Below are 26,656 nucleotides of genomic sequence, written 5' to 3'. Positions count from 1 at the left end.
TACGGCAATAACCCCGTTTGTGCTGACAAGTTTATACCCGGGGGTGCTATTCAGGTGATAGCAAGCGTCGCAAAAGCGCGGCGATGTCAACAGAAAGGTGGGTTATATGAAGACCTCTATCCCCCCCGTTTCACGTAGAAGCTTTCTCGGCCTGAGCACGTTGGGCGCCGCGGCTGTTGCGGTGGGTGCCGCCGGTTGCGCCAACAATTCTTCAAATGCCGGAAGCACCGGCAGCGCGAGTTCCGATAAGGCATCCATCGTTTTTCGTAACGGCACGATTCAGACGATGGTCAAAGAGGGCGACACCGCGGCCGCCCTGGCTGTCTCGGGCAACAAGATCGTATATGTAGGCGAAGACTCCGGTGTCGACGAGTACATCGATGACAACACGCGCGTCATCGATCTTGATGGCGGTATGGTGATCCCCGGCTTTATGGACGGCCATATCCACGCTCCGGGCAACTGGGTGACCGCGCTGTACGAAATCGATCTTACCAAGGCTACCACGATCGATGAGTATAAGAAGGCGGTCAGTGATTTTGTAACCAAGCATCCCGATGATGAGGCTTACGTTGGCGGCTCGTTCATGATCAACGCCTTCGAGCAAGAGGATGGCACCAATCCCGGCCCCAACAAGTCCATCCTCGATGAGATCTGCTCCGATAAGCCCATCATGCTGACCGATGTTTCCTATCATTCGGTGTGGGTCAACAGCCGTGCGCTCGAGCTTGCGGGCATCGATAACGATACCCCCAATCCCACGGGCGGCATCATCACCCGCGATGCAAACGGCGAGGCGACTGGCTACTTGATCGATTCTGCTGCAGCTATGGTGAGGGAGGTTGTCTCCGTCGAGCATACGGACAAGGAGCTTGAGAACGCTATCGACAAGTACCAGCAGGTGGCTACGAAATACGGCATCACCGGCATTACCAACATAAGCGTCGTGGGAGATTCTACGGCACAGGATTGCCAGTTCTATACTGACCTTGAGAAAGATGGCAAGCTTAACCTGCGCATGCGAGTACTTCCTACCATTAGGCCCGGCATTACGGCTAAAGAGGCCCTTAAAACCGTGAAGGACCTCAAGAAGTTCGATAGCAACATGATCTCTACCGGTACGGTTAAGATCTACTCCGATGGCGTTACCGAGGGCGGCAGCGCCGTGATGCTCGAGCCATATACCTCCGCCGCCGGTAAGGGCGATAACTGGCACGGCGAGTCCGTCTGGGATCAGCAGGAGTTCAGCGACATGGTGGCCGCCCTCGACAAAGAGGGTGTTCAGATTCATGTTCACGCGATCGGAGATGGCGCCGTCCACAATACACTCGATGCCTACGAGCGCTGCGTCAAGGAGAACGGTGAGCGCGATGATCGCCGCAACACCATGACGCATGTGTGTGCAATCACCGACGAGGACATTCAGCGCGTCGCCGATCTCGACATTGTGTGCGCGTTGCAGTTCCTGTGGATGTATCACGATCCTTTGTGCGACCTCGAGATCGCCTTTGTGGGCGAGGATCGCGCCATGAAGTTCTACCCCGTCAAGAATATGCTCGAGGCCGGCTGCTTTATCTCCGGTGCGAGCGATGGCCCGGTCACCGGCTATGCGCCGCTCGAGGAGATCGAGGTGGCCGTTACGCGCAACAGCCCGTATCCCGAGGAGGAGGACACCGATATGTACCGTTGGCCCGAGCAGGCCATCACGGCATATCAGGCGCTCGAGGCATACACCAAAAACGTTGCCTTCGAGAACTACATGGAGGATAAAATCGGTACGCTCGAGGTGGGCAAGCTCGCCGACATCACGGTGCTCGACCAAGACATTCTTCATTGCGATCCCAAGAAGATCTCCGATACCAAGATTCTGTTCACTGTCTCCGATGGCCGTATCGTATACGAGGGATAATCGGTCGATCGAGGTAAAGAGCGGACGATCTGCTCGGTAGAACGCTAGGGTGCCAGCCGTCGTCGCGATTTAGTGCAGGCCGCCGCGGATGCGTGAGCGTCCGCGGCGGCGCTTTTTTGCGGTGGTCATGGGGGACGTTCTTAAACGACTAGTCAAACAAGAACGTCCCCAACGACTACCCCAAAAGGAGCGTCCCCAAGTGCTAGCTTTGGCAACGACGCTGGTAGAAAAACGTCAGCGAAAACCCGTACACGCGAGCAAGGTGCCTTGAAGCGAGGCGGCATTGACCTTTTGGTCATGCCGTCGAAGCTGAAAGGCAGATTGCCGCTCTGGCGGGTTTGCAGCGTCGGCCGGTTACGGCGTTTGGTAAAACGCCGTAACCTACACCCGCTCTGCGATCTCGTGGATGAGGTAGTCGGTCTTTTCCCAGCCCAGGCACGGGTCGGTGATGGACTTGCCAAAGACGCCGCCGTCGACAGACTGGTTGCCGTCCTCCAGGTAGGATTCGATCATAAAGCCTTTGACCAGCTTGGAGATGGACTCGTTGCGGCGGCAGCTGTCGAGCACCTCCTTGCAGATGCGGTGCTGCTCCAGCGGGCGCTTGCCCGAGTTGTCGTGGTTGCAGTCGATGATCGCCGCCGGGTTGGCGTAGCCGGCATGCTCGGTATAGCGCTCAGCCAGACGCTCCAGATGCTCGTAGTGGTAATTGGGGTAGGTACGACCGTCGAGACCAATGTAGCCACGCATGACGGCGTGCGCGAGCGGATTGCCGTCGCACTCGACCTCCCAGTTGCGGAAGATGAAGCTTTGATGTGCCTGGGCGGCGTAGATGGAGTTGAGCATAACGGTGGTGGAACCGGCGGTGGGGTTCTTCATGCCCACAGGCACCGAAATGCCGCTCGACACCAGACGATGCTCCTGGTTCTCGACCGAGCGCGCGCCCACGGCGACATAGCTCAGCAGGTCGACGAGGTACTGGTAGTTGGACGGGTAGAGCATCTCATCGGCGGTAAAGAATCCGGTCTCCTCGATGACTCGCAGGTGCATATGGCGGATGGCCTTGACGCCCTCGAGCAGGTCGTCGGGAGCCTCGGGGTTGGGGTTGTGCAGCAGGCCCTTGTAGCCGGTGCCCTTGGTGCGCGGCTTGTTGGTATAGACGCGCGGAATGATGATGAGTTTGTCCTTGACCTCTTCGGCGACCTTGGCCAGTCGGCTCATGTACTCAAGCACCGAGTCCTCGCGGTCGGCAGAGCACGGGCCGATAATGAGCACCTTGCGCGCGTCCTCGCCGGTAAAGACCTTGGCGACCTCGGCGTCGAATGCCTGTTTTTTGGCGATAAGATCGGCGGAAAGCGGCATTTCCTCGCGGATTTCCATGGGGATCGGCAACCTGCGCTTGAATTCCATGGCCATACGGGGCCTCCTCAATCAAATAAGACAAAGTGTGCATTGTCGAATGCTCGGCATTATCCGCTGTCGCACGCTAAAGTGCAAGCCCTCGTCACCCCAAAACCTGCCAAAAAGGGACAGGTTTATTTTGGCAGGTTTTATCTGGGCAAACGTTGGCTGGCCCTGGAATGGAATGATGCCACGCGGCTTGGAAGAGGCCGTCGATTTGGTCCCAGGGGAGGCGGTTTGAGGGTCGCAGAACAAAAAACGGGGGCACAGGTTGTCCTGAACTGCCTCCCATTTCTTGGACACGAGAAATGGGAGGCTTTTTATGCGTGTCGACTTGAGAGTGAAACACGACATCGAGGCCAGGAAGGCGGCGATCGGGCTCTTCGAGCGAGGGCACGGCTTCGAGTCGGCGGCGAAGGCGCTGTCGGTCCCGCGCAACACCGTGAGACAATGGCTCTACGTATACCGGTCGTTCGGAAGCGAGGTGCTGCTATCCATGGACGGCAAGCAGACCAGGTACACATACGAGCAGAAGGTCGCCGCCGCCTCGGCCGTGGTCGACGGCGGCATGGGCAAGCAGGACGCCATGAAGGCGTTCGGGGTCATGTCCCTGGCGCCGCTCAAGAGATGGTGCGCGCTCTACCGCGAGGGCGGCGCCGAGGCGCTCAGGCCCAAGCCCAGGGGCAGGCCGAAGGGGTCCGGCCCCAAGTCGCGCGGGCGCACCCGCGAGCAGGAGCTCGAGGAGCGCTGCCGAAGGCTCGAGACCGAGGTGGCCTACCTAAAAAAATTGCGTGCCCTGGTCGAGAGGGACGGGCTCTGACCAGGGCGAAGGTCGAGGCCGTGAGCGCCCTGCGCGCGGAGGGGTGCAAGCTGGGGAGCCTGCTGGAATGCGCCGGCCTGGCCCGGTCCAGCTACTATTACGCGCTGTCGCACCCGGCCGGGCCGACGCGCCCGGAGCTGCGGGACGCGGTGGCGGAGATCTTCTCGCGCACGGCCAACGGGTGCGGCCACCGCCAGGTCGCCATGTGCCTGCGCGCCGAGCTGGGCGCGCGCATAGCCAACAAGACCGTGCTCAAGATGATGCGGGAGATGGGGGTCCGCTGCGGCATCCGCCGCGAGACCGACTACCATAGGTACAACTCGTACAGGGGGGTCGTGGGCGAGACGTTCGAGAACGTCATCGGGCGCGACTTCGCCGCCGACGGGCCGTGGCAGAAGATGGGCACCGACGTCACCGAGTTCAAGCAGCCCTGGGGCAAGGCCTACTTCGCGCCGGTGTACGACTTCGGCAGCAAGGAGATAGTCGCGTGGTCGACGTCGACCAGCCCGGACATGGCGCAGCAGGCCGAGCTGCTCGACCAGCTGCTGGCGAAGATGCCCGAGGGCGCGACGCCGGTGCTCCACAGCGACATGGGCTGGCAGTACCAGCACGCCGCATGGTGCGGGAGGCTGAAGGACGCCGGGATCGTCCAGAGCATGTCCAGAAAGGGCAACTGCATCGACAACGGCGCCACCGAGCAGGTCTTCGGCCACATGAAGGACGAGTTCTTCCGGGGAAGGACATGGCCCGACTTCGAGTCCTTCAAGGCGGACCTGGACGCGTACGTCGCCCATTGGAACACGAGGCGAAGGCAGGTTAAACTGAAGGGGCTGACCCCGGAGGAGTTCCGGAACCAGCCCCTTGCGGCGTAGTTCTTATTTAAGCCGTCCAAGTTTTGGGGTGCAGTTCATCCTGCGCCCCCGTTCTCGGGTGTTATTCGTTTCCTGCGGCAGAATTTACGCCGCTTCGTCGAACTGCGAGTTGTACAGGTCGGCGTAGAAGCCGCCTTGGGCGAGCAGCTCGTCGTGCGTGCCCTTCTCGACGATGTCGCCGTCGCGAATTACCAAGATCACGTCGGCGTTGCGGATCGTGGACAGGCGGTGTGCGATAACAAAGCTGGTGCGGCCCTGCATCAGCGCATCCGTGGCGCGCTGAATAAGCTCCTCGGTGCGGGTATCGACGTTGGATGTCGCCTCGTCCAAAATAAGCGCCGGGCGGTCGGCCAAAATGGCGCGGGCAATGGTCACGAGCTGGCGTTGGCCCTGCGAAAGGTTGGTTCCTTCCTCGTTGATCATAAAGTTGTAACCGCCGGCGAGCGTATGGATAAAGTGGTCGCAGCGTGCAGCGCGTGCAGCGGCCTCGACCTCGGCATCGCTTGCATCGGGGCGTCCGTAGCGGATGTTCTCGCGGATGGTGCCGTTAAACAGCCACGTATCCTGCAGCACCATGGCAAACTCGCCGCGCAGTGCCGCGCGGTCCCAATCGCGTACGTCGACGCCATCGACGCGCAGCGAGCCGCGGTCAACGTCGTAGAAGCGCTGTAGCAGCTTAATGAGCGTGGTCTTGCCCGCGCCGGTGGGACCGACGATGGCGATGGTCTGGCCGGGCTGTGCCTCGCAGCTAAAGTTGTGGATGATGGTCTTGTCGGGCGTGTAGCCAAACTTGACGTGGTCAAACTCCACATGGCCAGGGCGCTTTTCGGGAATCTGCGCGTCGGCCTTCTGCTCCTCCTCGGGCGCGGCCAGGAACTCAAAGACGCGCTCGGTGGCAGCGGCCATAGACTGCATCGTGTTGCTCACGTTGCCCAGCTGCTGCACGGGTTGCGTAAAGTTGCGAACGTACTGGATAAAGCTCTGGATGTCGCCGGGCGTGGCATTGCCGGTCAGCGCGAGCTGTGCGCCCACCACGACCACGCCCACGTAGCCCATGTTACCCACCAAGCTCATAAGCGGCATCATCAGGCCCGACAGGAACTGCGAGCGCCAGCCACTAATAAAGAGGCGGTCGTTTTGACGGTCGAACTCTTCGATTGAGGCCTCGGCGCGGTCGAACACCTGAATGACGTTCTGGCCGGCAAAGTCCTCCTCGATAATGCCGTTGACGGTGCCCAGGACCTGCTGCTGCTCGCGGAAGTACGGCTGCGAGAAATGAATCATCACGGTCAGGATAATCGCGGCGGCCGGCAGTGTGAGCACGGTGACGCCGGTAAGCGGTAGGCTGATCGACAGCATCATGACGAGCACGCCGATAATCTGCGTCACCGACGTGATGAGCTGCGTCACGCTCTGGTTGAGCGACTGACCCAGCGTATCGACGTCGTTGGTGATGCGGCTGAGCACATCGCCCTTGCTGTGTCCGTTAAAGTAGCTCATCGGCACGACAGCGATCTTGGCGGCGATCTCCTTGCGCATGCGGTAGCAAATCTTTTGCGTGACGCCGGTCATGAGCCAGCCCTGGATGAGGCTGCAAACAGAGCTTGCCAGATACAGGCAGAGCAAAAAGCCGAGCGTCTTGGCGATCCAGGCAAAGTCGACATCGCCGGTACCGTTGACCTTGGCGACCAGGCCTTCGAACAGCTTGGTCGTAACCTGGCCGAGCACCTTGGGTCCCACAATGTTAAAGACGACCGAGCACACGGCAAAGGCGACGGCGGCAAGCACGGCAACCTTGTGTTGACCGATATAGCCGAGCAACTGCCGCATGGCGCCCTTAAAGTCCTTGGCCTTCTCGCCGCGGCCCATGCCACCCATGCGGCCCATGGGACCGCGCTGGCGGGTGGGCTTGGGAATCTGAGTCTTGGTCTCGTCTGCCATTAGTGCTCGCCTCCCTCCATAACGGCTGCTATTTCTTCTTGAGTGAGCCCCAGCTCCTCGGCGGAAAGCTGCGACTGTGCGATCTCCAGGTACGCCGGGCAGCTGTGCAGCAGCTCCTCGTGCGTACCAGTGCCCACCACGTGACCGTCGTCGAGCACGATGATCTGGTCGGCGTGCATGATGGTCGCGATGCGCTGGGCTACGACAACGAGCGCGGCGTCGGTAACGTTTTTGGCAAGCTCTTCGCGCAGGCGCGCGTCGGTCTTGTAGTCGAGGGCGCTAAACGAGTCATCGAACACCAGGACCTCGGGCTTTTTTGCCAACGCGCGGGCGATGGCCAGACGCTGGCGCTGACCGCCCGAGACATTGGAGCCGCCCTGGCTGATGGGGGAGTCGTAGCCGCCCTCGCGCTCGGCGATAAAGTCCTCGGCTTGGGCGATGCGCGCGGCCTCGTGCATGTTCTCGTCGCTTACCATGTCGCCGGCAAACTTAAGGTTGCTCTCCACGGTACCCGAGAACAGACGCCCCTGCTGCGGGATGTAACCAATGCGGCGGCGAAGCTCGGAAAGGGTCATATCGCGCACGTCGATGCCGTCGAGTGAAATGCTGCCGCCCGTGACGTCGTATAAGCGCGGAATCAGCTGTACGAGCGTGGACTTGCCCGAGCCCGTGGAACCAATGATGCCGAGCATCTGACCGGCATGCGTGGTGAAGTTCACGCCGCTCATGACGTCGGCGCGGGCATCGGGATACTGGAAGCTCACGTCGCGGAAGGTGAGCTCACCGCGCGGTGCGCTGGCGGCGGGCAGTTTGGGCGAGGCGGGGTCGTTGATGCTCGTGGGGCAGGTGATGACCTCTTCCACGCGCTCGGTTGCGACCTCGGCGCGGGGCAGGATGACCGAAACCATGGTGAGGATCATAAACGCCATGACGATCTGCATGGTATAGGAGATAAACGCCATCATGTTGCCGACCTGCATCACGCCATCGGACACGCCCTGCGCGCCAAACCAGACGATAAGCACGGTGATGCAGTTCATGACGAGCATCATGAGCGGCATCATAAAGCTCATGGCACGATTGGTGTAGAGCTGCGTGGTCATTAGGTCGAGCGAAGCCTTGTCAAAACGCTCGAGCTCATGCTCCTCGCGGTTGAACGAGCGGATGGGCATAAGGCCGTCGAGCAGCTCGCGGGCGGTGAGGTTCACGCGGTCCACAAAGCTCTGCATCTTTTTGAACTTGGGCATGGTGAGGCCCATAAGCACGCCGACGACGGCCGAGACCGCGATGATGGCCACAGCGATGGTCCACTCCAGGCCGGTGTGGTTGGCCAGGACGCGCATGACGGCGACGATGCCCATGACGGGGGCCATCAGGCACATGCGGATAAACAGGGTTGCGGCCATCTGAATCTGCTGAATGTCGTTGGTGCAGCGGGTGATGAGCGAGGCCTGGCTAAACTTGCCCACCTCGGCCGGCGAGAAGTGCATAACCTTGTTGAAGGTCTCGCGGCGCAGGTCGCGTGCGATGGAACAGGCGGTGCGCGAGGCCACGGCGCCGGTCAGGATGGTGGCGATGAGCGAGATCAGGCACAGACCAAACATCGTGGTTGCCATGCGGCCCAGATAGGCGTTCTGCACGTCGGCGGGGTCGATGCCCTGCGCCTTGTACTCGTCTTGTACATAGCTCACGGCGCGTTGGGTCACGATGGAACCCGACATGGAGCCCATTTTGTCCGCCATATCGTTGGCGCCCTCGACGAGCTTGCCCTGGTCGATTAGGCCGCCTTCAACGCCTAGGCGCAGGCTCTTCATGGTGATCTTACCGCCGTCGGTATCAATCTGCTTTTGCATGTCCTGCGCTGCCGCGGCCTTCTGCTGCATCTCGGCGAGCTGCTCGGGCGTCATTGCCGCCATCTGCTCGGGGATGGGCATGGCCTGGGCGGCGTTGTTGTCTTTCTCGCTGGACGTACCCATCATGTCATCCATGGAGTTGGCGTCAATGCCCTGGTTGAACGAAAGGACGACGGTCTCGGGCAGGCTCACGATGTCGGCAATCTTGCCGCCGTCGGCGCGCTCCTCCTCGGTGCCCTTGTACGTTCGAATGCCGTTATTATCCGCCTTGCTAAACACGGCCTCCACAGCTTTGGCGTCCTTATCGCTCATAAAGAGTTCGAGGTCGTCGAGCGATTCGGTGCGAATGGTGTCAGGTACGGGCGAGGCGATACCGCCTTGCTGCACGCCCACGTCGACGATGTCGCTCATATACGTAGGCAGCGCCAGATCGGCGTTGCAGCTGATTACGATAAGTACGATAGCTGCGAACAGTGCCAGGACATGCTTTTTAAAGAGCTTGAGAATCCTCACTCGGCATCTCTCCTTTCTTGATTGCGGTCGATAATTTCGTTGGCACGCCTAAGAAGGCGCACCATCTCTTGGGTATCTGTTTCGCCGAGCTGCTCGAGGAAGGCCGCGGTGCGGTCCTCGAATTCCCGATGCTTGATTTCGAGATCATGGAATCCCTTGTCGGTCACCGTGACGTGTACGCGACGACGGTCGGTCTTTGAGTGCTCGCGCTCGACCCAGCCTTTGGCTTCGAGAGCGCGCAGGATATTGGCGATGCGGGCGCTCGAGACCCAGGCACGATCGGCGAGTTCGCTTGGCGTGAGCGAACCGCCAGCGAGCATGAGGGCGCGCATGACGGCCATCTCACCACTGAGGGCTTTGTCCGCAAAGCGCGAAATGCGCTGATGCATACTGCCGAACTCGGTAAGGAGCTGACGCCCAAGTTCACGGAAATCGGTATCTTTCACCGAAAACCCCTAACACTAGAAACTATTTTCGGTGAAAAATAATACCCCCACTCAACCATCCTATTCGGTAGATTTCTGGACATGTCCCAAAAATCTACTTGGCCACTAGGCAATATAAAGAGCGCATAAAGACTTAAAATAATTCAATTGCTGAAGCGTTTCAAAGAACTATCATGCCCGCGGTTAGGCGAGGGGTTGTCACCACCATGACGACTGGGACTCATTTATCGCCATGTGCGATGCTCCAACTTCCCGCAAGGAGACACCTGAATCAAGGGGGTTGGAGTCATGGCATTTGACTTCACGGGTAAAACCGCGATCGTTACCGGTGGCACTCAGGGCATTGGCCTCGAGATTGCCAAGGGTATCGTTGCGGGCGGCGGACACGTCGCGCTCATCGCAAGGAACGCTGCCAAGGGCGAGGCGGCTGTGGCCGAGCTTGGCGAGGGCAACAAGTTCTATCAGCTCGATGTCGCCGATGCGCCCAAGGCGCGCGAGACCGTCGAGCAGATTTTTACGGACCTGCCGCAAACCAACATCCTGATCAACTGCGCCGGTGTCATCAGCACCAAGAAGTTTGACGAGATCGACGACACCGAGTGGCGTCGCACCATCGACATCAACCTCAACGGCACCTTTACCATGATGAATGCCGTGTACCCGCACTTTAAGGCGGCACATGCCGGCACTATCGTCAACGTGAGCTCCGTTGCTGGCAAGATCGGCGGCGGCCTGCTCGGCACCGCGGCCTACGCGAGCTCCAAGGCCGGTGTCAACGGCCTTACCAAGGCGGTCGCCAAGGAGGGCGGTAAGTTCGGCATCCGCTGCAACGCTGTGTGCCCGTCGCTCACGCTTACCGACATGACGTCGATCCTTTCTGACGAGAACTCTCAGCGCATCATCAACGGTATTCCTCTGGGTCGCGCCGCCCAGGCCAGCGAGCCTGCGCAGATGGTGCTGTTCTTCGCTTCCGACCTCGCCAGCTTCGTGAACGGCGAGATCGGTGACTGCGACGGCGGCATCGTCCTGGACGGGTAATACCCCGCGGTAATCGTTTGGCGGCGACCCTGGCGACTCGGGGTTGTCGCCTTCTTTCTGACATAGGCGCGTGCGGCTACGATTCGCATGCATCCAAAGGAGATATATATGAGTGAATCGACTGCGGTGGAGGCGCCGGCTGCAAAGGAGCCGTTCTTTAAGATGTCCTCCATCCCGGGCGCCAATATTTTGGTGCCGCTTTTGCTGGGCTGCTTGCTCAACACGCTATTCCCCGACCTGTTCAAAACGCTCGGCAGCTTTACGCTTGGCATGACCCAGCAGGGTGCAAGCCCGCTCGTGGGCGCTTTTTTGCTCATCGTCGGTACGACGATTTCGTTTAAAAGTGCTCCTGCCGCCGCTGCACGCGGCGCCATCATCATCGCTGTCAAGCAGATCGTGGTCGTTGCCGTGTCGCTGCTCATCCTTTATGTATTCAACGACAACCTGTTTGGCATCTCTGCCATGGTGATGCTGGCGGCTTGCACCGGCGCCAACAACGCTATGTACGCTGGTCTGATGGGCACCATGGGCAACGAGGCCGAACGTGGCGCCGTCGCCATCACCACACTCGTTGTCGGCCCTCCGGTCACAATGATCGTGCTCGGCGCTGCTGGCCAGGCTCCGATCGGCTGGTCGCTCGTGGGCGCCATCCTGCCGATCGTCGTCGGCATTATTCTGGGTAACCTTTTCCCGAGCTTTAAGAAGATGATGGCTCCGGCACTTTCCGCCATCATCGTGCTCGTCTTCTTTGCCATGGGTTCGACCATGACCTTTGGCCAGCTCATCAACGGCGGTCTTCCCGGCATCCTGCTCGGCGTGATCTGCTCGGTGGTCTTTGCAATTCCCGTCATCGCGGTCGATAAGTTCACGGGCGGTACGGGTGTCGCAGGTGCGGCCATTTCGAGCTGCGCCGGAGCTAATGTGGCCACGCCTGCCGCCATGGCAAGCGTCAACGAGGCCATGTACGGTGGTGCCGTGCTCGCGACGGCTACGGCGCAGGTTGCAGCGTGCGCCATCGTGACGGCCATTTTGACCCCGCTGGTCACCAGCTGGTGCTTCAAGCATTTTGAGGGCCAGGGTCACGGCGACAGCAAAAAGGCCGCGGCCGACAGGGTCACCGCAGCCGCTTAATGCCAAGCGGCAATCAAAGCTAAATAACTAGCCACGCCACAGGGCGGCCCCGGGGGAAATCCCGGGGCCGCCCTGCAGTTTCTGTGGGTCTCTGGGACACTTTACCCTGCTAAAGCTGGCATAACAGCTAGAGTGAACGTCGTACAAAGGCAAGGAAAAATACCAAACAAATCGGTGAACGGTAGTTGTTCACGCTCGCATTTCCTGCGGATTTGTTAAAAACGCCCTAATGGTATAAAAAAAGAAACATATAACAGCCCTGATGAAGGGGGTGGCTATGTTATCCTTCTCAAACGGGTGAAATCTTGGGTTTTGGGTTGCAGTTCCAAGGTGGACAAACGTTTTTCCCTGTGCTAACGCGCGATGGAAGGCGAATGAAGCCGGTCATGCAACCCGAACATTCAAGAATTCAATAAGCAGCGGTGTGAGAGAGCGCCGCATTATACGTAACTAGGAGCGTGGTTACACAATGCAGGAGGCATGGGAAGGCTTCAAGGAAGGCATCTGGACGGGAGAGGTTGACGTCCGAGACTTCATCCAGAAGAACTACACCCCCTACGAGGGCGACGAATCGTTCCTCGCCGGTCCGACCGAGCGTACCAAGGAGCTGTGGGGCGAGGTTCTCGACCTGCTGCTCAAGGAGCGCGAGCAGGGCGGCGTCCTCGATATGGACACCAAGACTGTCACGGGTATCGTGAGCCACCCCGCTGGCTACATCGATAACGCCCACCGCGAGAAGGAGACCATCGTCGGCCTCCAGACTGACAAGCCGCTCAAGCGCGCTCTGCACGTCAACGGTGGTATCCGCATCGCTTGCCAGGCTGCCAGCCAGCACGGCTACAAGGTCGACGAGAACGTTGTCGAGCGCTACACCTTCGAGCGCAAGACCCACAACGCCGGCGTCTTCGATGTCTACACCCCCGAGATGCGTGCTTGCCGCTCGGCTCACATCATCACCGGTCTGCCCGATGGCTATGGCCGCGGCCGCATCATCGGCGACTACCGTCGTGTCGCCCTGTACGGCGTCGACTACCTGATCAAGGACAAGGAGGCCCAGAAGGCTTCCACCCCGACGGTCATGACCGCCGATAACATCCGCGATCGCGAGGAGCTGCAGGAGCAGATCCGCGCCCTCGGCGAGCTCAAGATGATGGCCGAGACCTATGGTTTCGATATTTCCAAACCTGCTACCAACACGCAGGAGGCCATCCAGTGGATGTACTTCGCCTACCTCGCTGCCGTCAAGGAGCAGAACGGCGCCGCTATGTCCATCGGCCGTACCTCTACGTTCATCGACATCTACGCTGAGCGCGACCTTGCCAACGGTACCTTTACCGAGGAGCAGATCCAGGAGTTCGTGGATCACTTCATCATGAAGCTCCGCATGGTCAAGTTTGCCCGTACCCCCGAGTACCAGGCCCTGTTTACCGGCGATCCGCAGTGGGTCACCGAGTCCATCGGCGGCATGGGTGTTGACGGCCGTACGCTCGTTACCAAGATGAGCTTCCGCTACCTGCACACGCTCGAGAACATGGGCACCAGCCCCGAGCCCAACATGACCGTTCTGTGGTCGACCCGTCTTCCCGAGAACTTCAAGAAGTTCTGCGCCAAGACTTCTGTCGCCAGCTCCTCGGTCCAGTACGAGAACGACGACCTCATGCGCGTTTACCACGGCGACGACTACGGCATCGCCTGCTGCGTGTCCTCCATGCGCATTGGCAAGGAGATGCAGTTCTTCGGCGCTCGTGCCAACCTGGCCAAGTGCCTGCTGTACGCACTCAACGGCGGTGTTGACGAGGTTTCCAAGAAGCAGGTCGGCCCCAAGTATCGCGCCGTCGAGGGCGACACGCTCGATTACGATGACGTTATGGCCAAGTACAACGACATGATGAAGTGGCTCGCTGGCGTGTACGTCAACTCGCTGAACATCATTCACTACATGCACGACAAGTATTGCTACGAGCGCATCCAGATGGCTCTGCACGACAAGCACGTGCACCGCTGGTTCGCTACGGGCATCGCTGGCCTTTCCGTCGTGGCTGACTCCCTGTCCGCCATCAAGTACGCCAAGGTTCACCCCGTCCGTGACGAGAACGGCATCATCGTCGACTTCGAGACCGAGGGCGAGTTCCCCAAGTACGGTAACGACGACGACCGCGTCGACCAGATCGCTCACGACGTTGTGCACCAGTTCATGGAGTACATCCGCATGAACGACACCTACCGCAACTCCGTGCCCACGACCTCGGTTCTGACCATTACCTCCAACGTCGTGTACGGTAAGAAGACCGGCTCCACGCCCGACGGCCGCAAGGCTGGCCAGCCGTTCGCCCCGGGTGCTAACCCCATGCACAAGCGCGATAGCCAGGGCGCCATCGCTTCGCTGTCTTCGGTTTCCAAGCTCCCGTTCCGCGATGCCCAGGACGGCATCTCCAACACCTTCTCCATCATCCCGGGCGCGCTCGGCAAGGAGGACCAGGTGTTCTTTGGTGATATCGACCTTGATCAGCTGGGCGAGTAACTATTGTTAGTGCTATACTAACAATAACGATTACTGATTAGTGCGCCGGTTTCGGCCGGCGCCGATCGATTGAAGGAGACACATTATGAAGGTTTCTGAAGTTTCCGAGACTCAGGCCGATAACTTGGTCCACATGCTCGACGCTTACGCCGAGAAGGGTGGACACCACCTGAACATCAACGTCTTCAACCGTGAGACGCTGCTCGACGCTCAGGCTCACCCCGAGAAGTACCCGCAGCTGACCATCCGCGTTTCCGGCTATGCCGTGAACTTCCACACGCTCACCAAGGAGCAGCAGGACGAGGTCATTTCGCGTACCTTCCACAACAAGTTCTAAAGGGACTCAACTCCCACCGGAGACCCGGTAAGGCCTACGCACTTTGCCTCTCAAACGTCCTCGCCGCTTCGCGGCTGCGGAATGTTTGCGAGGCAAAGTGCTCCCGGCCTTGCCGGGTCTCCTGCGTTATCGCACTTTAGGGAACCACGCTAAATTAAATTGGTGTCCTCGGACATGCAAGAAGCCCTCGCTGCGCACTTCGTGCGGCGAGGGCTTCTTGCGTCCTGTGGAATGTTTTGGGAGGTAGCCCAAACAGCCCCGGCGGGGTCCTGTGTAGTCACCCTTTAGGCGGAACTCTCCTAATGGGCTGAGCGTTCTGGATACTTACTTGCTACCGTTTATCGCGTATAGCTACCGTTTGCGGAGTAAGTAACACTTAGTAATAAACCGTGTAAAATCTCAGTTAAGAACGGAGTTTTCCAGGGAGACGCTGTCCTTTGTTTTGTGCAAGGGACGGCGTCTCTTTGGCGCTTGGAGACCGTTCTGTAGCAGGACGGCGGACGTGCGTCACATATTAAAAAGTCAACGTCGAGATGGGTCGTGATAAGAATGGGCAAGTACGTAATCGTGGTTGAATCTGGTTCGGATGTGACGCCAGAGCTCTGCGAACGCTACGGCATCGTGCGTGTGCCCATGCATGTCACGATTGGTGACGAGACCGTCGAGGACGGCTCGATCGATCCGCTCGAGATCTATTCGCGCTGCAACGAGTTTGGCGTGATGCCCAAGACCAGCGGCTGCGCGCCGGCAGATTTCTCTCGCGTGTACGACCGCATTCACGCCGAGCAGCCCGACGCGACCATTTTGCATCTTGCGTATTCCGAGGCCACGACCTGTTCGCATCAGTCCTCGAAGATCGCGGCAGAGGGGCGCGACTACGTGTTCTCCATGGACACGCGTTTTGTCTCGGTGGGCCAGTCGCTTGTTGTCGTCGAGACCGCCAAATACATCGAGGCTCATCCCGATGCCACCGTCGACGAGATCTTTGCTTTTACGAACTCCGTTATGGACCGCGTGTTGCTGGGCTTTGTTCCTACCGACCTTGCCTTCCTTAAGGCGGGCGGTCGCTTGTCCAACGTGGCGTTCCTAGGTGCCCATCTGCTCAAGATTAAGCCCTGCATTGAGGTAACGGGCGGCAAGTTCGTGGCGACCAAGAAGTTCCGCGGCTCTATGCTCAAGTGCGCCCGCGCCTTTATTGACCACATGGTTGCGAAGGGCGAAATTGACTACTCGCACATTGGCCTGGCGTATTCGGTAGGCCTTTCCGAGGAGCTGCGCGACGACATGGAAGTCTATGCGCACGACCTGGGCTTTAAGGACGTTACCTGGACTCAGGTCGGCGGCGTCATCTCGAGCCATTGCGGCCCGACCGCCTTCGGCGCGGTGCTCACGCTCAAGGCGTAACGCCTGGTGTCTATCGATTTCTATTGCCTCGGCGGCGGGCGGGTTGCGACAACCTTCCCGCCGCTTTTGCATGGGGCCAAAAAGGACAATCCAATTGACCGCTAAACCGTTTCGCCATCAAGCATATAGGCTAGAATGACTCTGGCATTTATGTAGCTAAAACCAATGAGAGGCAAGGTAGCGGGAATGGCTGAGATGAAGCTCGAGGGTATGGACGCTCGTCCTGAGGACTCCGCGTTTGCCCTGGGCCGCGTGCATTCGATCGAGACGATGGGAACGGTCGATGGACCCGGCATCCGCTTTGTGGTGTTTGTTCAGGGCTGCCCCATGCGCTGTGCGTATTGTCACAACCCCGATACCTGGTCGGTTAACGGCGGCACCATGGTGACCGTCGAGCACCTGATAGACGAGTTCCAGAGCAACCATGAGTTTTACCGCAGCGGTGGTATTACGGTATCCGGCGGCGAGCCGCTCCTGCAGCCTGAGTTCTTGGCCGACCTGTTCCGCGCAATGCACAACAACCCCGATGGTCGCGTACATACCTGCTTGGATAGTTGCGGCTATGCGTTCGACCCCGCGCATCCCGAGAAGTTCGATGCCGTACTCAACGAGACCGATATGGTGCTGCTCGACATTAAACACGCCGATCCCGTCGAGCATAAAAAGCTGACCGGTTGCGATCCTGCGCGCATCCTGGCGTTTGGCGATGAGCTGGCGCGTCGCAGGATCAAGGTCGTTATCCGTCACGTGGTAGTACCGGGCATTACCGACACGGCAGAGGAGTGCGAGGCACTCGGTCGTCTGATTGCCCCGTGGCATAACGTGGTGGGCCTGGAAATGCTGCCGTATCACACGATGGGCGTCGTCAAGTATGAGCAGCTGGGGATTCCCTATAAGCTCGAGGGCGTTCCACAGATGGATACCGCGCGCATGCCCGAGCTGCGCAACGCCGTCATGACGGGCATGAAAAAGCGCCGCGCGGAACTCAAAAACGCTATCGGCTAGGGGTAGCTCATTTGGGGCCGGTAGGGTGGAGAAGTAGCTAAAAGAGCCCCGTCCTAAAAAGACTGCTCTCTGGGTTGCGGTGAGATGTGCAACAGAATCGTGCCATTTGGATAAATACGCTTGTGGTTTCTTTAAAGACACCTTAAACGCTTCTGAATATCTTTGGAAAGAAATGCCTGCTCGGTATTATGCTGCTCGTATATGAACGGGAGCAGCCAGGAGACCACGTGCGAAACGACGCATCGCGGGACGAGCATGTGCCGCAGCATAGCAGCAGATATGAGACGAAGGGCACGTCTTCGCGTGGCCTTGCCGACGCTCGCATCCGCGTGACGAAGATTGCCGCCGTTGGGATGCTAACGTTGGCGGTTATTATCCTCGGAATTACCGCTAAAACCTACGCGTCGGAGCGAACGGCACACTCAGATGCGTCAACGGTACAGACGCAAAACAAAAAGGTCTCTAAATCTAAAGCCACCGCAAATCAAACCCTGTCGACAGCGAGCCTCAAGACGAGGCTTTCGAAGGCGGACTTTAACGATATTCCCTCAGGCGATACCGTGCAGACCTTCTCACTGGTTGATGACCAGATCCCCGTCCTGGAGGATGAGAGCCTCGCCGCGCTCCAAGATACCCTTGATCAGGCCCAGGAATTGGGCGACGTGGGCGTGGTGTTTTACGATCTTTCGAGCGGCAAGGGCGTGACGTATAACGCGGACGCCGAGGTGTACGGTGCGAGCAGCTACAAGGCGCTCTATGTACTCTACGTCTGCGAGTTACTGGTCGAGACAGGGCAAGTATCGCTCGATGATGCTCTGGGCACCTATGGCGGCTACAGTATGGGCTGGCTGACGGTTCGCGACCTGATCGAGACCTCGGTCGTCAACTCGGATAACGACTCGTTTGTCGCGTTGCGTGCAACGTTTGATCAAGATGGCTACGAGGATTGGATTGCCGCACTCGGCGTCGAAGACGAGGTCGCGCTCGATCCAATGAGCGATTTCCCCACCTATTGCCCGCGCACCTCGGCCAAGTTGTGGCGCGAGATGAGCGAGTATTTGAGCCGCGAGAGCGAGACGTCGCAATGGCTGTCGGGCCTTCTGGCCTCTACGACCCGGTCCTTTATCCGTGACGGCATTGCGGACGACCATGCCATGGTGCGTAACAAAGCCGGCTGGATCAGCGAGGCAGGTTGCAATGCGACGTGCGATGCTGGCCTCATCGATGTCGATGGCGACACCTACATTATGAGCATCATGACGTCGATGCCGTGGAGTGACCGTTCGAGTGAGGCCGTGGCCGCCATCGCCAAGGCGCTCTACGATACCCGCGCTGCGCTGGCCTAACGGCTTCGTATTGCGCGGTTGAGTCAAAATGCTGATACCATACCGTGGATAAACAGTTTTCACAGGTTTGGGGGATGGTATGCCTACCATCGCAATCATCGGTGCACTCGAAAAAGAGGTTGCGCAGATTAAAGAAGAACTGAACGGCGCCCGTGTGTCGCAAGAGGCGGGCTTGAGCGTTGTAAGCGGCGAGCTCAACGGTCTGTCAGTGGTCGCCACGACCGCTGGCATGGGAACCGTAAACGCCGCTGGTGCAACACAGCATCTCATCAGCAGATATGCTCCGCAGGCCGTTGTGTTTTCGGGCATTGCGGGTGGCTTAAACTCCAAACTCCATATCAATGACGTGGTTATTGGCAAGTGCCTGCGCTATCTGGATACCGACACGGCGCTCATCGCCGAGTCGACGCCGGAGCTTGAGGAGTTTGCCTCGACACCGGCTCTGGTTGACATCGCCACCACCGTGCTTACCGAACATGGGTTTATCGATGCTTATGCTTCTGATTCCGCTGCGGAGAAGGACCCTAAACAGTTCCTGGTTGGCACTATCGCTACAGGCGACCGCTTTGTAACGGGCGACGCCATGCGCACCGCCGCCATCGAGGCGACGCATGCCGATTGCGTTGAGATGGAAGGTGCTGCGATTGCCCATATTGCAGCCAAGAACGGTGTCGATTGTCTGGTGCTGCGTGCTATCAGCGATAATTGTGACGAGGCATATGACGCGTTTTGCGAGCGAGAGTTCGATTTGGACGAGTACGCCCGCACCGCGAGCGGCATCACACTCGATATCGTCCGCTGCATCGCCGCTGCGTAATCGTGCATCCCTATTGTAAGAACCTACGACCAAGGAGCATCCATGGCCGATTCCATTAACTACCAGCTTGCCAAGTTCGTCGCCAGCTACGGCAAGGTTTCGCAGATCCCCGAGTCCACCTGTCCCGAGGTGAGCTTTGTGGGCCGCTCCAATGTGGGCAAGTCGTCCATCATGAACAAGCTCTTTGGCCGCAAGAACCTGGTCAAGGTTTCGAGCACGCCGGGCAAGACGAGCAATATCAATTTCTTCGAGGCCGACGACGTGCACTTTGTGGACCTGCCGGGTTACGGTTTCGCCCGTCGTTCCAAGGCCGAGCGCGACCGCTGGGCCGAGCTCATCGGCGACTTCTTCGACTCCGAGCGCAGCTTTAACCTGGTTGTGTCGCTGGTGGACATTCGCCATGACCCCAGCAAGCTCGACCATGACATGATCGACTACCTGCAGGGCAACGAGTTCAACTTTATCGTCTGCCTCACCAAGGCCGACAAACTCAGCCGCACCCAGCAGGCACGCCAAGCGGCAGCCATCAAAAAGCAACTCAACGTCCCGGCCGAAAACGTAATCATCACAAGCTCCCAGACCGGCACCGGCATCGACGAGCTCAAGCGCCGCATTGCCGAGGCCTGCCTCTAGTAGGGGCTCTTGGCAGACAATAGTATTCATAATGGCTTCGATTCCGAAGGTATCGACATTAGGGATTTAATGGCAGGGAGGGTTGATTTAAATGATCCAAGAGTTAACAGATCGTGGGCCGAGTAGGACATATCCCGTCTACTACCTCGAGGACGCAATGAACAACCTCGGCGACTGCTTCGACTATGCCGTCAATGACTATGGAGCAGAAGGATCTGAAGTTGCTGAACTCTTTTGCCTGAGCGGGGTTGCTCGCGAGTTTGAACGCGGTAACGCATGGGTCGTGTCGGGAAAATCGGGTGTTGAGCTGTTCGCGCTTATCGCTGAAAGGTCGGGCTATCAAAACAGGTCTATACCGGACTGCACCTATCGATTTGAGAAGACGCCGGAATATTGGGCGGGCTGGATGCTGGCATACCTGCAGTGGCGCCTAGGAGAGTCTTTCGAAGATTTGCTGCATGTCGTTCCATTTGATGTGCTGCGCAGTCTGTATTACCCCTGGCACGAAGCCTCGGAGGAACGAGTGGTTCGCCTCGTCTGCGATATGGCGAAAAAAGCGTCCAGGCAAACCAAACTTGCGTTAGCAAGAAAGAAGCTTAAGAAAACCCAACAAGACCTAGCATACGAATCGGGTGTGTCACTCCGCTCAATCCAAATGTACGAGCAGCGCCAGAGAAACATCAATGAGGCTTCGGTAACAAGCGTAAGAGCCATAGCAAAAGTCCTCCACTGCAACATCGAAGACCTCCTAGAACCAGTCTTCGAATACAAGGAACCCAGTGCGGCGTAAACCAAGCACATAGTCGAAGCCTGTTGCTGGTAAGTGCTCCAGCCTAGCAAGAGCCCCTATCAATAAAGGGCCATAATTTCAGCCCGGCGCCCCCTTCAAAGCGTGGGTCCCTATAGACATCGCTAGCCACGTTGCCATAGGGCCACCCGGGGGCATCCCCTTAAAAACATTCCGCAGCACGAGGCCCGCTTATCCGCAGCTCCGAAGGGGCGCAATATTAAATCAGCGAATGCGATTATCCTGTCGAGGTCGCGTAGGTCTCCTTGGGGCTTCCCCTGAAAACAATCCGCGGATCGAATTGCCCCGTCGCACGAAGCGCACGACGGGGCAATTCATGATCGAGGACGTTTTCAGGGGAAGCCCCAAGGAGACCGGTGAGAGCAATGAGACAGGGCGCTACAGGTACTCGATTTGAGCGCCCTCGGTGTCGCACGTCAGAATGTGCGTCTCACACTTGGGGAACTGCTCACGCAGCTTGACCTGCAGGAATTTTGCCACGATGGTGTCGTCGGTCACAGCCATAAGGGTAGAGCCCGAACCGCTGATCCAGATGGTCTTGGCGCCGCCGTTAAGGCAGGTGTCGCGCACAGCGTTGTAGTCGGGAATCAGGCGACGACGATAGGGCTCCTGGATGCGGTCGTCATTGGCGGCGGCAATCAGGTCGAGGTCGCCAGCCTCCAGGCCTCGCGTCATGCCGGCGATACGGCCCATTTGCCATACGGCGGTGGAGAGCGGAATCTCCTGCGGTACGACCTTGCGCGCCTCGCTCGTGTGAACCTCGTAGGGCGGAATCACGGTAATAAAACGCAAGCGATCGCTTACCTCGTAGCGCAGGCACTGGGGGAGCGAATCGGTCGGCGTAAAGGAGCAGACGGCGCCGCCCAGGATGGCGGGAGCGACGTTATCGGGATGGCCCTCGACCTCGGTGGCAATGCGGACGAGCTCAGCGCGGTCGACGGTGTGGCCTGTCAGTGCGGCGGCGGCCATAATGCCAGCGACGACGCAAGTGGAGCTGGAACCCAGGCCGCGAGCGACGGGTACATCGGTTTGAATGTCGATGGCAACGGGAAAAGCCGGCTCGCCCCATGCGGCCAGCGCATCGACAAAGCTGACGTAGACCAGGTTGTTCTCGTTTTGGAACTCCTCGGGGCAGCCCGTGATGGTGAGCTTGTCAGCGCGCTCGAAGGTGAAGTGCGAGTAGAGGCTGACGGCCATGCCGAGGGTGTCGTAGCCGATGCCCAAGTTGGCGCTGGTTGCTGGGACGGTGATTTTGATCATGTGGGTCCTCCTGGCGTGCCTGGCTGTTTAGTTCGCTGCTCGGGCAGTCCTGCGCAAGACGGAAAGCACATTAAGTGCTTTCCTTTGCGTGCGGAACTCGCGACGAACTAAACAGCCAGGCACGCTGTGGGCGTTCGTCATCATCCCGGGGGTTATCTGATAAAAGAAGGTGCGCCGGCTTTCGCCGGCGCTTAATAAGGGTTTTAGTTGGTAGCCATCTTTTTTGCTGCAGACTCGACGTAGCTTGCCATCTCATCGACGTCACAGACGTCTTCGAAGCGGACGGGTTTGGATTCGAGCTCGGCGAGCTGTGCCGGTGCGGCTGTATTGGTGGCCTGCTCGAGCACGCGCATGGCCTCAAAGTCGTCCTCGGGAACGTTGAGCCCCAGAGCATCGCAGCAGGCACGCGGGAACTTGTAGGGGCTGGCGGTCGAAAGCAGCACACGGGCCTTGGCGCCCTCGGCGGGAGCGACCTTTTCAAAGACGTGATAGCCGCAAGCGGTGTGCGGGTCGATCACGTAGCCGTTCGCATCCCAGCAGCTCTTAATGGCAGCGCGCACCTCGTCCTCGCTGGCCCAGCCGCAGCCAAAGACGCTCTGAATCTTTGCCAGCAGGTCGGCGGGAACCTCATAGTGACCAGTCTTTGCCAGCTGCTCCATAAAGCTGGCAACAAGCTCGCAGTCGCCATCGGACAGGAAGTAGAGCATGCGTTCCAGGTTGGAGCTGATGAGGATGTCCATCGACGGCGAGATGGTCGTGAAGAACGGACGGTTGCGGTCGTAGACGCCGGTGGTCAGGAAGTCAGCCAGCACGTTGTTCTTGTCGCTCGCGACGACGAGCTTGGCGACGGGCAGACCCATGCGCTTGGCATAGTAGCCGGCCAGGATATCGCCAAAGTTGCCGGTCGGTACGCAGAACTCCACAGCGTCGCCGGCCTCGATGGCGCCGGCGCGCAACAGCTGCGCATAGGCGGCAAAGTAGTAGACGACCTGCGGCACCAGACGGCCGACGTTGATGGAGTTGGCACTCGAAAGCACCGTTCCGGCGGCCTCCAAGCGCTCGGCAAGCTCCTTATCGGCAAAGATGCGCTTGACGGCACTCTGGGCATCGTCGAAGTTGCCGCGAATGCCGCAGACGGCGACGTTATCGCCTTCCTGTGTGGACATCTGCAGATTCTGCACGCGGCTGACTTTGCCTTCGGGATAAAAGACGGTGATGCCCGTGCCCGGAGCGTCGGCAAAACCGGCGAGTGCGGCCTTGCCGGTGTCGCCCGACGTGGCGGTGACGATCATGATGCGCTCGGCGCCGCCGTCCTTGGCGGAAGTGCGGGCCATGAGGCGGGGGAGCATCTGCAGGGCGACGTCCTTAAAGGCACTCGTGGGGCCGCCAAAGAGCTCCATCACATAGGTCTGAGGGGCGTCAGCGCCCGGCGCAGCGTCGAGTTTGACGAGCGGCGTAACCTCTTCACTCGCGAACGTGCCGCGATATGCCTCATTCACACAGGCCGAAATTTCTTCGCCCGTGTAATCATTCAGTAACATTCCCAACACATCTTGAGCGATTTCAAAGTACGATTTATCTGCAAGCGAGCTGATATCGACCTGCTGGGTGCCGAGCTCGTCCGAGACAAACAAACCCCCGTCGGGAGCGATGCCGGTGCGGATTGCCACCTTACTTGAGCACGATAAAGTGCGTCCTCGTGTACTATGATAAGTTCCCATATAACACTGCTCCTCGGATGCCTTGGTCCCAATCGGTGAAACCATGGTATCAGAGCGCGCAAAATAGGTTCGCAGAGGCTTTTAGAAAGGTAACCTCCAGCCCATGATTAAGATTGCCAAGTTTGGCGGCTCGTCGGTCGCCGACGCCGAACACTTTAAGAAGATCAAGGCCATCGTCGATGCCGACCCGGCCCGCCGTTTTGTGGTGGTTTCCGCCTGCGGTCGCCGCTTTAAGGGCGACACCAAGGTGACCGACCTGCTCTACCTGGTTAACGCGCACGTTAAGTATCACGTGTCGTGTGAGGAGCTGCTCGAGGACATTGGCCAGCGCTATTTTGATATCGCTGACGAGCTGGAGCTCACCTATCCCATCCGTGAGGAGTTCGCGGCCTTTGCCGAGCGCGCCCGCTCGGGCGGCTACTCCACCGAGGAGCTTGTGAGCCGCGGCGAGTACTTCACCGCTCGCCTGATGGCCGAGTACCTGGGCCTGCCGTTCCTGGACGCCGCGACGGTTGTGGCGTTCCATCACGACGGTACGCTCAGCATGAACCGCACCTCCGAGCTGGTGCAGGAGTACGGTCAGCAGGGCGGCTTTGTTATGCCCGGTTTCTACGGCGCGACGCGTGAGGGCCAGATTAAGCTGCTCGATCGTGGCGGCGGCGATATCTCGGGCTCGATTCTGGCCAAGTGTCTGGACGCCGACCTTTACGAGAACTGGACCGACGTCTCGGGCTTCTACTCTGCCGATCCGCGTATTGTTCCCGAGGCTCAGCCCATTGCGCGCGTTACCTACGAGGAGCTGCGCGAGCTTTCGTACATGGGCGCAAGCGTCCTGCACGAGGAGGCCGTGTTCCCCGTGCGCGAGGCGGGTATTCCGCTGGTCATCAAGAACACCAATGCGCCGCAGGACCCCGGCACCATTATTAGCGAGACGGCTGATGAGGGCGAGGCGGAGCCCATCATTACCGGCGTGACCGGCAAGCGCGGTTTTGTCGCCATCAACGTGGCCCGCGATCGCACCAAGCCCCGCGTCGGCTTTATGCGCCGTGCACTTTCGGTCTTCGAGCGCTATGACGTTTCCGTCGAGCACATGCCCACCGGCGTCGACCGCTTTGGCGCCGTGGTGCAGGAGCAGGATGTGCACGATTCGCTGTACTCGCTCGTGGGCGACATCCAGCAGGAGGTTGAGCCGCTCGAGATTGAGGTTGTCGAGGGCCTGGCGCTCATCGCGACCGTCGGCCGTAACCTGCGCGGCCGCGCAGGTATTTCCGGCCACCTGTTTGGCATGCTCGGCCAGGCTGGCGTGAGCGTGCGCATGATTTCGCAGAGCTGCGACGAGATCAACATCATTATCGGTGTCGAGGATAAGGACTTCGACCTGGCGATTCAGACCATTTACCGTGCCTTCTCCGACGAGAACGGCATTGTGAAGGTCTCCGATCTGGAGGCTCCTGCACCGATTGAACCCGCCCTGGCTGCCCTCCACAAATAGCGACCATTCCGGTAGATTTTTGGGATATGTCTAGAAATCTACCTTTTGGCGCATGAGTGGGTTTTGAGGCATGTTCCAAAAAATCTAGCGCGGGGCGTTTCGTTTCGGTTTCGTTTCGACGGGGTGGGTTTCGTGTCCGCCCCGTTCTTGTATACACTGGGCAAGAATATCCTGCCTGCTCGGCGTGCGGGCAAAAGCCACAACCTTTAAAGGGGGAAGCATGAAACAGTACACGGTTGCTATTTTGGGCGCGACGGGGGCCGTGGGCACCCAGATGCTCGAGTGCCTCAACGAGCAGGAGTTTCCGGTTGGCAAGCTCAAGCTGCTGGCGAGCGCGCGTTCTGCGGGCAAGACCGTCGAGTTCCGCGGCGAGCAGGTTGTTATTGAGGAGGCTTGCCCCGAGGCCTTTGAGGGCTGCGACATCGTACTCGGCGCTGCCGGCGACGATATCGCCAAGGAGCTGCTGCCCGAGGCTGTCAAGCGTGGCGCCGTCGTGGTCGACAACAGCCACGCCTTCCGCATGGATCCCGAGGTGCCGCTCGTCGTTCCCGAGATCAATGCCGACGACATCAAGTGGCATCACGGCCTTATCGCTAACCCTAACTGCGCAACCATCATCGGCCTGGTCCCCACCTGGCCGCTGCACAAGCTCGCCGGCGTGAAGCGCATGATCGTCTCGACGTACCAGGCGGCTTCGGGCGCTGGTGCTCCCGGTATGGCCGAGCTCGAGGCCCAGCTGGCCGCCCTGGGTCGTGGCGAGGAGATTCCCGAGCCGCGCGCATTTGCCGCCCAGTTGGCGAGCAACCTGATTCCGCAGATTGGCGGCGTCAAGGAGGAGGGCTTTACCTCCGAGGAAATGAAGTTGCAAAACGAGGGTCGCAAGATTATGCACCTGCCCGAGCTGCGCGTGAACTGCACTTGTGTGCGCGTGCCTGTGCTGCGCTCGCACTCCGAGAGCATTACGCTCGAGTTTGAGCGCGACATTACGGTCGAGGAGGCCCGTGCTGCGCTGGCTTCTGCCCCGGGTGTCAAGCTGGTCGACGACCTGGGTGCCGAGGATGCGCACGACCGATTCCCCATGCCGATGGACACCTCCGACCAGGACCTGATTTGGGTCGGTCGCGTGCGCCGCGACATCTCGAACCCCGAGGCCGCGCGTGGCATCACCTTCTGGTGCTGTGGCGACCAAATCCGTAAGGGCGCGGCAACCAACGCCGTCCAGATCGCCAAGCTGCTCTGCGAGTAGCGGTGGAACTGTCCGGCGGGGGGGGGGGGGGGGGGGGGGGGGGGGGGGGGGGGGGGGGGGGGGGGGGGGGGGGGGGGGGGGGGGGGGGGGGGGGGGGGGGGGGGGGCCGGGGGGGCGGGGGCGTGGGGGGGGTGATGGCGCGCGG

Annotated in this window: 21 protein-coding genes; 15 read left to right on the top strand and 6 right to left on the bottom strand. The window is 59.4% G+C overall.

The window, feature by feature from the left end; genetic code table 11:
* Nucleotides 1–106 precede the first annotated feature (106 nt).
* Nucleotides 107–1,909 carry an amidohydrolase gene (locus ACTQ40_RS08460; RefSeq protein ID WP_441563865.1) on the top strand — a complete coding sequence of 601 codons (1,803 nt, stop codon included), beginning with the start codon at nt 107–109 and terminating at the stop codon, nt 1,907–1,909.
* A 381-nt stretch (nt 1,910–2,290) separates the two neighbouring features.
* Here ACTQ40_RS08460 and ACTQ40_RS08455 read toward each other — a convergent pair whose 3' ends face one another.
* The gene (locus ACTQ40_RS08455) at nt 2,291–3,322 is read right to left on the bottom strand and encodes a 3-deoxy-7-phosphoheptulonate synthase (protein ID WP_427718166.1); all 1,032 of its coding nucleotides are present in this window, start codon (nt 3,320–3,322) and stop codon (nt 2,291–2,293) included.
* A gap of 427 nt (nt 3,323–3,749) precedes the next feature.
* Between ACTQ40_RS08455 and ACTQ40_RS08450 the strand changes: the two genes are divergently transcribed.
* Both ACTQ40_RS08450 and ACTQ40_RS08445 read left to right on the top strand, forming a co-directional pair.
* Nucleotides 3,750–4,127: a transposase gene (locus ACTQ40_RS08450; protein WP_441555106.1), complete on the top strand. Its 378-nt coding sequence runs from the start codon at nt 3,750–3,752 to the stop codon at nt 4,125–4,127.
* A gap of 20 nt (nt 4,128–4,147) precedes the next feature.
* Nucleotides 4,148–4,999: an IS3 family transposase gene (locus ACTQ40_RS08445; protein WP_441563862.1), complete on the top strand. Its 852-nt coding sequence runs from the start codon at nt 4,148–4,150 to the stop codon at nt 4,997–4,999.
* 84 nt (nt 5,000–5,083) lie between these two features.
* Here ACTQ40_RS08445 and ACTQ40_RS08440 read toward each other — a convergent pair whose 3' ends face one another.
* The 3 genes from ACTQ40_RS08440 to ACTQ40_RS08430 are packed head-to-tail and all read right to left on the bottom strand — an operon-like array spanning nt 5,084 to nt 9,752.
* A complete protein-coding gene (locus tag ACTQ40_RS08440) occupies nt 5,084–6,940 on the bottom strand; it encodes an ABC transporter ATP-binding protein (RefSeq protein ID WP_441563860.1) in 1,857 nt (618 codons plus the stop codon).
* Nucleotides 6,940–9,306 carry an ABC transporter ATP-binding protein gene (locus tag ACTQ40_RS08435; RefSeq protein ID WP_441563859.1) on the bottom strand — a complete coding sequence of 789 codons (2,367 nt, stop codon included), beginning with the start codon at nt 9,304–9,306 and terminating at the stop codon, nt 6,940–6,942. Before ACTQ40_RS08435 ends, ACTQ40_RS08440 begins: the two co-directional genes overlap by 1 nt.
* Complete coding sequence (locus ACTQ40_RS08430; RefSeq protein ID WP_154514934.1) at nt 9,303–9,752, bottom strand: MarR family winged helix-turn-helix transcriptional regulator; 450 nt, start codon at nt 9,750–9,752, stop codon at nt 9,303–9,305. Before ACTQ40_RS08430 ends, ACTQ40_RS08435 begins: the two co-directional genes overlap by 4 nt.
* Nucleotides 9,753–10,040: 288 nt before the next feature.
* Here ACTQ40_RS08430 and ACTQ40_RS08425 point away from each other — a divergent pair, with 288 nt between their 5' ends.
* The 10 genes from ACTQ40_RS08425 to ACTQ40_RS08380 all read left to right on the top strand — a co-directional run bounded on the left by ACTQ40_RS08425 (nt 10,041) and on the right by ACTQ40_RS08380 (nt 20,774).
* A complete protein-coding gene (locus ACTQ40_RS08425; RefSeq protein WP_427728112.1) occupies nt 10,041–10,790 on the top strand; it encodes an SDR family NAD(P)-dependent oxidoreductase in 750 nt (249 codons plus the stop codon).
* Nucleotides 10,791–10,898: 108 nt separating this feature from the next.
* Nucleotides 10,899–11,921, top strand: coding sequence for a 2-keto-3-deoxygluconate permease (locus ACTQ40_RS08420; protein ID WP_441563858.1), 1,023 nt, complete (start codon nt 10,899–10,901; stop codon nt 11,919–11,921).
* Between the two features lie 469 nt (nt 11,922–12,390).
* The gene (gene pflB, locus ACTQ40_RS08415) at nt 12,391–14,442 is read left to right on the top strand and encodes a formate C-acetyltransferase (RefSeq protein ID WP_154514930.1); all 2,052 of its coding nucleotides are present in this window, start codon (nt 12,391–12,393) and stop codon (nt 14,440–14,442) included.
* An 85-nt stretch (nt 14,443–14,527) separates the two neighbouring features.
* The gene (gene grcA3 / locus ACTQ40_RS08410) at nt 14,528–14,779 is read left to right on the top strand and encodes an autonomous glycyl radical cofactor GrcA3 (protein WP_055252439.1); all 252 of its coding nucleotides are present in this window, start codon (nt 14,528–14,530) and stop codon (nt 14,777–14,779) included.
* Nucleotides 14,780–15,328: 549 nt separating this feature from the next.
* The gene (locus ACTQ40_RS08405) at nt 15,329–16,183 is read left to right on the top strand and encodes a DegV family protein (protein WP_427748366.1); all 855 of its coding nucleotides are present in this window, start codon (nt 15,329–15,331) and stop codon (nt 16,181–16,183) included.
* Nucleotides 16,184–16,369: 186 nt separating this feature from the next.
* Entirely contained in the window at nt 16,370–17,188 is an 819-nt protein-coding gene (gene pflA / locus ACTQ40_RS08400; protein ID WP_427718181.1) for a pyruvate formate-lyase-activating protein, read from the top strand.
* A gap of 227 nt (nt 17,189–17,415) precedes the next feature.
* Entirely contained in the window at nt 17,416–18,534 is a 1,119-nt protein-coding gene (locus ACTQ40_RS08395; RefSeq protein ID WP_441563856.1) for a serine hydrolase, read from the top strand.
* Nucleotides 18,535–18,613: 79 nt separating this feature from the next.
* Nucleotides 18,614–19,351, top strand: coding sequence for a 5'-methylthioadenosine/S-adenosylhomocysteine nucleosidase (mtnN, locus tag ACTQ40_RS08390; RefSeq protein ID WP_441536005.1), 738 nt, complete (start codon nt 18,614–18,616; stop codon nt 19,349–19,351).
* 42 nt (nt 19,352–19,393) lie between these two features.
* Nucleotides 19,394–19,984 (top strand): ribosome biogenesis GTP-binding protein YihA/YsxC, encoded by a 591-nt coding sequence (gene yihA, locus ACTQ40_RS08385; RefSeq protein WP_055252447.1) that lies wholly within the window; start codon nt 19,394–19,396, stop codon nt 19,982–19,984.
* A gap of 91 nt (nt 19,985–20,075) precedes the next feature.
* Nucleotides 20,076–20,774 carry a helix-turn-helix transcriptional regulator gene (locus ACTQ40_RS08380; protein ID WP_441563854.1) on the top strand — a complete coding sequence of 233 codons (699 nt, stop codon included), beginning with the start codon at nt 20,076–20,078 and terminating at the stop codon, nt 20,772–20,774.
* Between the two features lie 396 nt (nt 20,775–21,170).
* Here the strand turns inward: ACTQ40_RS08380 and thrB are convergent, their stop codons facing one another.
* Together thrB and thrC are read right to left on the bottom strand one after the other, a co-directional pair.
* Nucleotides 21,171–22,052 carry a homoserine kinase gene (gene thrB, locus ACTQ40_RS08375; RefSeq protein ID WP_154514914.1) on the bottom strand — a complete coding sequence of 294 codons (882 nt, stop codon included), beginning with the start codon at nt 22,050–22,052 and terminating at the stop codon, nt 21,171–21,173.
* Nucleotides 22,053–22,255: 203 nt separating this feature from the next.
* A complete protein-coding gene (thrC, locus tag ACTQ40_RS08370; protein WP_441563853.1) occupies nt 22,256–23,773 on the bottom strand; it encodes a threonine synthase in 1,518 nt (505 codons plus the stop codon).
* Between the two features lie 103 nt (nt 23,774–23,876).
* Between thrC and ACTQ40_RS08365 the strand changes: the two genes are divergently transcribed.
* Together ACTQ40_RS08365 and ACTQ40_RS08360 are read left to right on the top strand one after the other, a co-directional pair.
* Nucleotides 23,877–25,265, top strand: coding sequence for an aspartate kinase (locus tag ACTQ40_RS08365; RefSeq protein ID WP_154514910.1), 1,389 nt, complete (start codon nt 23,877–23,879; stop codon nt 25,263–25,265).
* Between the two features lie 220 nt (nt 25,266–25,485).
* Nucleotides 25,486–26,511, top strand: coding sequence for an aspartate-semialdehyde dehydrogenase (locus ACTQ40_RS08360; RefSeq protein WP_154514908.1), 1,026 nt, complete (start codon nt 25,486–25,488; stop codon nt 26,509–26,511).
* Nucleotides 26,512–26,656: the final 145 nt, after the last annotated feature.

Origin of the sequence: Collinsella sp. Sow4_D11 (genome assembly GCF_052116465.1) — a bacterium.
Classification (GTDB): Bacteria; Actinomycetota; Coriobacteriia; order Coriobacteriales; family Coriobacteriaceae; genus Collinsella.
This window is presented reverse-complemented; position numbering and strand designations above follow the sequence as displayed.